The organism is Tepidibacter sp. Z1-5, from assembly GCF_037844525.1.
Classification (GTDB): domain Bacteria; phylum Bacillota; class Clostridia; order Peptostreptococcales; family Peptostreptococcaceae; genus Tepidibacter_A.
The window spans coordinates 1-4,043 of record NZ_JBBMMD010000003.1; the positions used below are offsets into that span (position 1 = coordinate 1).

The 4,043-nt window shown below is 28.2% G+C and carries 5 protein-coding genes, 4 tRNA genes and 1 rRNA gene; 1 reads left to right on the plus strand and 9 read right to left on the minus strand.

The window, feature by feature from the left end; all coding sequences use genetic code 11:
- Positions 1-152: 152 nt before the first annotated feature.
- From WJW32_RS00665 to WJW32_RS00675, 3 genes are all read right to left on the minus strand, one after another.
- The gene (locus WJW32_RS00665) at positions 153-1,274 is read right to left on the minus strand and encodes a tetratricopeptide repeat protein (protein WP_340253498.1); all 1,122 of its coding nucleotides are present in this window, start codon (positions 1,272-1,274) and stop codon (positions 153-155) included.
- A gap of 253 nt (positions 1,275-1,527) precedes the next feature.
- Positions 1,528-2,055, minus strand: a complete 528-nt coding sequence (locus WJW32_RS00670; protein ID WP_340253501.1) for a hypothetical protein — start codon at positions 2,053-2,055, stop codon at positions 1,528-1,530.
- 243 nt (positions 2,056-2,298) lie between these two features.
- Positions 2,299-2,505, minus strand: coding sequence for a hypothetical protein (locus WJW32_RS00675; RefSeq protein ID WP_340253504.1), 207 nt, complete (start codon positions 2,503-2,505; stop codon positions 2,299-2,301).
- Between the two features lie 147 nt (positions 2,506-2,652).
- On the opposite strand from WJW32_RS00675, the gene WJW32_RS00680 reads away from it, so the two are divergent.
- Positions 2,653-2,790, plus strand: coding sequence for a zinc ribbon-containing protein (locus tag WJW32_RS00680; RefSeq protein WP_340253507.1), 138 nt, complete (start codon positions 2,653-2,655; stop codon positions 2,788-2,790).
- Here WJW32_RS00680 and WJW32_RS00685 read toward each other — a convergent pair.
- The 6 genes from WJW32_RS00685 to WJW32_RS00710 all read right to left on the minus strand — a co-directional run bounded on the left by WJW32_RS00685 (position 2,756) and on the right by WJW32_RS00710 (position 3,839).
- Positions 2,756-2,962, minus strand: coding sequence for a hypothetical protein (locus tag WJW32_RS00685; protein ID WP_340253510.1), 207 nt, complete (start codon positions 2,960-2,962; stop codon positions 2,756-2,758). The two genes, WJW32_RS00680 and WJW32_RS00685, sit on opposite strands and share 35 nt — an antisense overlap.
- 351 nt (positions 2,963-3,313) lie before the next feature.
- Positions 3,314-3,430, minus strand: a 5S ribosomal RNA gene (gene rrf, locus WJW32_RS00690).
- 16 nt (positions 3,431-3,446) lie between these two features.
- Positions 3,447-3,522, minus strand: a tRNA-Phe gene (locus WJW32_RS00695).
- Between the two features lie 6 nt (positions 3,523-3,528).
- Positions 3,529-3,605 (minus strand) — tRNA-Ile (locus WJW32_RS00700).
- Between the two features lie 15 nt (positions 3,606-3,620).
- Positions 3,621-3,695: transfer RNA gene (locus tag WJW32_RS00705), tRNA-Thr, on the minus strand.
- A 67-nt stretch (positions 3,696-3,762) separates the two neighbouring features.
- Positions 3,763-3,839: transfer RNA gene (locus WJW32_RS00710), tRNA-Asp, on the minus strand.
- Positions 3,840-4,043: the final 204 nt, after the last annotated feature.

Consider the following 4,043-nt stretch of genomic DNA (forward strand, 5'->3'; position numbering starts at 1 on the left):
TAACATTTGGATAAAATATCCATAATTTTAAATTTGAGAGGATGATTTTTTGTTGAAATCAATTTACCATATTAAGTAAATTGATTTCAACTAGCACAATAGATTGTATTATTTAAAATATATTTAAGCATATATTAAATAATATATTACACTTATACTTTGTCATAAGGATTTATTAATTTCTCAAGCTCACGATTATACTCATTTGACATAGATAAATTCAAAAAACCTTCCGCATTTTTAATCTTAAAAATATGTTCTTTAGCTTTAAATTCCCCAATATCAACTGCCTCGTTTAAATATTCCATTGCTTTATCTAAGTCATCATCTTTATTTCTTCTATCCAGTTCTGATGCTAATTCAATTGAGTTATGAAAATTATATAGATTTTCTTCGTAGATTTGTTTTAAATAATAAATTGCATTATCTGTATTTCCTATACATCTTTCTAATTCAGCAAAATTATAATTTATAGACTCTATAATGAAAACATCTTCAGAAAGCTCTAGAGCTTTATTTAGTAATGTTTTCGCTGTTTTATATAGTCTTTCATCAATTGTAGCAACACTTACATATGTCCATCCTAATTTATTATATATTTCAGCTAAAAATTCATTATCTTTAATATCAATATATTTATTAGTTAGTTCTAATATTTTTTCACAGTATTTTCTAAATTCTAATATTTCAATTGTACCTTTATCTTCTAATTGTTTAATTTTTATATAGTTAGTCTCGATTTCTAATTCCGCCATACTCCTATTCAATTTAAGAGTTAATTGATCTATATGATTTGATTTTTGATTATAAGTATGTTTTAATTTTGAAAATCTATTTTTATAATCTATTTCTATTTTGTTCAAATCTTCCTTTGATTTATTCTTCAGGCTTATTATAGATTTTTCCAATTCTCCCTTCTTTTTTGATAGTTTTTCGATATCCTGCTTTAGATTATCTAACTCTGATTTTTGTAGTATATTATATATGTTTAACCCAATCCATACTGATACAGCAATTCCTAAAAGTGATATCATTGTGTTAAACTTATTATTCAAATAATCTATATTATCATTGTATTGTTCTTTTAATTCTCTTTTATATCTTTCTAGTTGTTGAATAGATTTATATTCTTCTAAATTTTTCTCCAACGTTTCTTTTGGTAAATTAATAGAATAGTTATTATTTATTATTTTGGGGTTTATTAAAAACATACCAGTAAACATTATGGATAGTGATAAGAACACTATGCTTATTGCTACTAATTCTTTTTTCAAATTTTATCAACTCCTTTCAATATCACACCAGATTATACATAAAATTGTATTATGATGCAAATAATTACATTTATATTATCTATTAAAAAAGAGCCTATGGCTCCTTATGATTTCTTTATTATTGATAAATAGTTTTTTAACTAAAAAATCGATTTAATCTTCTACCAAATCATTTGTATAGTACTCATATAATTTTTCAATAGGAATTAAAATCTTAGTTTTTTCTAATTTGCATTTTCTTTTATCCTATAATTTATCCAAAATATTTTTCTTCAAATATAGAATAATGTAATTTTTTATGGCAAACAGGATAGAAGAAAATAATATTTGCTTCTACATCTAAAGTATACTCAAATTCATCTTGATATTCTAACGGTATTAAATGGTGCCCCTCAACATAATTTCGCTTTGTAAGTCTTGATATGAAAAATTTATGTTTTTCATTAAATTCACAATTATATTGTGCATTTTTAATTGAATTTTCCACTTTTATTTTATTTCGTGGATATAGCAACTTTTCTTTAATTACTTTATCTTTTAGTTTATTTTCATGTTGATCATTATCTAGATAATCTATATTTTTATTACGAATTTTAAAGCTATGTTCTTTATTTTTTTCTAAATATTCATGTGCTACTTTGAACATATACTCTAATAATTTTTCACTCGTAAGTGTTGCTAAAAACTCCTCTATTTCTTTAGAATTATCTAAAAATCTTATAACTACTATCATATCTTTTTCAGTAAACGAATTAGGACTAAGTTTTACAATTTTATGCACATACGGTTCTTATTTCCATTTTTTTATATTGTTATTTCTTACACATTTTAATTTTTCTAAAATAACTGCATCATATAATACTTCTGCTTTCTGTTCTAATTCCTTATTTGTTTCATTATCTAATGTAAAACTTGGTCTAAAATAATAATATCCAGTTCTCTTAGCTCTCTTAATATTAATTTCTCCTTCTTAATTCTTTATGTTCAAGACGAAAAGAGGTTCTTCCTTTTTATACAATACATCTTAATTATTATTAGTTATCGCATTTATATATTTTTTACTAAATTCTTCTACTTTGCTTTCTATAATCTCAAGAATCACATTAGTTCCTTTAGAAATACCCTCATCTACCATTAATTTTGCTGGATATAGAAAATTTCCTGGTGATGGAAACTGTAAAATTACATAAACTATTAAAATTATAGTAGGTATTGTTTTCAATTTTTTCATACACACATCTCCCTTCTGCATACATAATTCTACATAGAATAGAGATTTCCTTGTAGTTCTACAAAACTAGATATAATTAGACAAAACTAGTCAAAGGTATTATTTCCCTTTTGTCTAATTATATCTATATAGAAAGTAGGTGATCTTATGCCAACAACAGGAGAAAAACCAGGTAAAGGAACTTATATTTGTAAAAATTGTGGTCAAACAGTAGTATTAGACGATAGCACAGATACACTTCCGCCATGTCCTAAGTGTAATCACACTGAGTATCGCAAAGCTTAGATTCAATAAATTCTTTTATAGCTTTATCAAAGTAACCAAAGACTTTTCCTAATACTGAATGGTCATATATAGTCTTTGGTTTTTCTGGCATATTTTTAATAACTTCTAATAAATACTCGTCTTTATATATCCATATAACTTTCCAACCTTCATATAAATTTTCAGTATACATTAGATCAATCTATTAACTAGACACATAATATTTTTTATTTCTTCATCTCTTTCCGTAATCACGTAAGCTTTTATTTAATCGTTATCTCTATTGATATATTCACATACTAAAAAAAATGGTTATTTAAATGTTAGTGAATCTTTTAAATAGATTTCAATAAAATTTGTGTTGTATCGTTTAAGTATACGTTAAAAAATTTCTTATGTCTGAGCCTTAGCGAGTTTAAGAAATTTTAGTATATTTAATAAGATACAATACTTAATTTTATAAATCTATTTAATGAATTCACGGTATTTAAATAACCATCTTTTTCGCTTATAATTTCTAATAAAAAAGCATAAAAAAAAGATTACGTGGCTACGTCCTACTCTCCCAGGGGGCTGCCCCCCAAGTACCATCGGCGCTAAGGAGCTTAACTTCTGTGTTCGGAATGGGAACAGGTGTATCCTCCTTGCTATAATAACCACATAATCTTTTTAATTGTTGGTGCCCAGAGGCGGAATCGAACCACCGACACGGGGATTTTCAGTCCCCTGCTCTACCGACTGAGCTATCTGGGCATAAAGTGGTGGGCCTTCAGGGACTCGAACCCCAGACCTACCGGTTATGAGCCGGGCGCTCTAACCAACTGAGCTAAAGGCCCACTTTATGTTTTTCTTGGAGCTAGTGATAGGAATCGAACCTACAACCTGCTGATTACAAGTCAGCTGCTCTACCGTTGAGCCACACTAGCATATAGTTTGTTATATAATAAAGACCCAAAGATATTTTGTATCTATGATTTTATTCTTTAAATTATTTGGCGACCTGGAAGGGACTCGAACCCTCGACCTCCAGCGTGACAGGCTGGCATTCTAACCAACTGAACTACCAGGCCAAATAATTGGTGGGCTCAACAGGGCTCGAACCTGTGACCCCCTGCTTGTAAGGCAGGTGCTCTCCCAGCTGAGCTNAACCGCTTGACCAAGGGGCCAGGTTAATACTTTCAAAATTGATCAGATTTAAATTAGGTTAAGTCCTCGATCTATTAGTATTCATCAGCTGAACTCATTACTGAGCTTACACCCTGAACCTATCAACC

What these genes read in the sequence shown, in the direction of transcription:
- WJW32_RS00680 (WP_340253507.1), top strand. Translation starts at nt 2,653, where the DNA reads ATGCCAACAACAGGAGAAAAACCAGGTAAAGGAACTTATATTTGTAAA.
- WJW32_RS00685 (WP_340253510.1), bottom strand. Translation starts at nt 2,962, where the DNA reads ATGTATACTGAAAATTTATATGAAGGTTGGAAAGTTATATGGATATAT.
- WJW32_RS00675 (WP_340253504.1), bottom strand. Translation starts at nt 2,505, where the DNA reads ATGAAAAAATTGAAAACAATACCTACTATAATTTTAATAGTTTATGTA.